Below are 1,033 nucleotides of genomic sequence, written 5' to 3'. Positions count from 1 at the left end.
ATGAGTGGCTCGTGGCCTCGGAGATGTGTATAAGAGAAGGGACGAGGGGGGCGAGGCGGGTGCGGGTCGCCGAGCGGAGGGCTGTGGCCGCGCGGTCGCGGGCGTTCGCCTTGCGGTAGAGGCGGGCGCGGCCTTCGACGGTTTCGGAGGCGCGGATGGCCACGGGGAGGCGTTCGGGGACCAGCGGGCCGAGGCGGCGGGCGCGCCACAGGGCGGCGAGTGCGGCGGCGATGGTGAGTTGCAGGGTGCCCCAGAGCCAGCCGGAGGGGATCAGGTCGAAGAAGTCGCGGTCTTCGGCGTCGGTCGCGGCGTCGTCGGAGAGTGAGGGGAGGTACCAGACCAAGTGGGGGCGGGAACCGAGCAGTTGGAGGGCGAGGGAGGCGTTGCCGTGCTCGTCGAGGCGGTCGTTGTAGAGGATGTCGGGGGCGCCGAGTACGACGGTGTCGCCTTCGCCGTCGGCGGCCGGGAGGCGGAGGAGGCTGGGCAGGCCGTCGCTTAGGTAGCAGGCCTCGGCGTCCGGGGCGAGGGTGTCGTAGCGGAGGCCGCCCGCGTCCGCGGAGCCTGCGCGCTGTGCGGCGGGCAGGGAGCAGCGGGGGGAGAGCGTCGAGTCGAGGCTGGGGGTGGCGTCGGCGGTTACTCCGGGAGCGAGGGTGCCGATCGACGGGGTGCCGGGGGTGAGGAGGACGGTGCGGCCCGCGGAGTCCTTGGTGGCCGCGTGGAGGCGCGACTGCTGGCGGTCGGTGAGCAGGTCGGGGGAGGTCACCAGGAGCGTGGTGTCCGGGCCTGCGGCGGACCGGGCCTCTTCGGAGGTGGTGACGACGCGGGTGGATACGCCACGGTCGGCGAGGAGTTCGGCGACGGCGCGGCTGCCATAGGGGTCGGCGGAACGCGGGTCGAGCCGGCCGTGCTGGGTTCCGGAGCGGACCGCGGCGATGGCGATGGCGGCCGCCAGGAGGACGACCACGGCGAGGAGGATGCCGCGGGTTCGGGTCCAGAGCTGGCGGGGGGTGGCGGCTGTCTCTTATACACAACT

Annotated in this window: 1 protein-coding gene; it reads right to left on the bottom strand. The window is 73.6% G+C overall.

Translation table 11 applies throughout. The features are described from left to right. On the bottom strand, positions 1-964 hold a 964-nt coding region (locus E2651_RS43370; RefSeq protein WP_245239566.1), incomplete at its 3' end, for a DUF4350 domain-containing protein. Between the last annotated feature and the right edge of the window lie 69 nt (positions 965-1,033).

The sequence above is a fragment of the Streptomyces sp. MZ04 genome (genome assembly GCF_004684775.1).
GTDB lineage: Bacteria > Actinomycetota > Actinomycetes > Streptomycetales > Streptomycetaceae > Streptomyces.
This window is presented reverse-complemented; position numbering and strand designations above follow the sequence as displayed.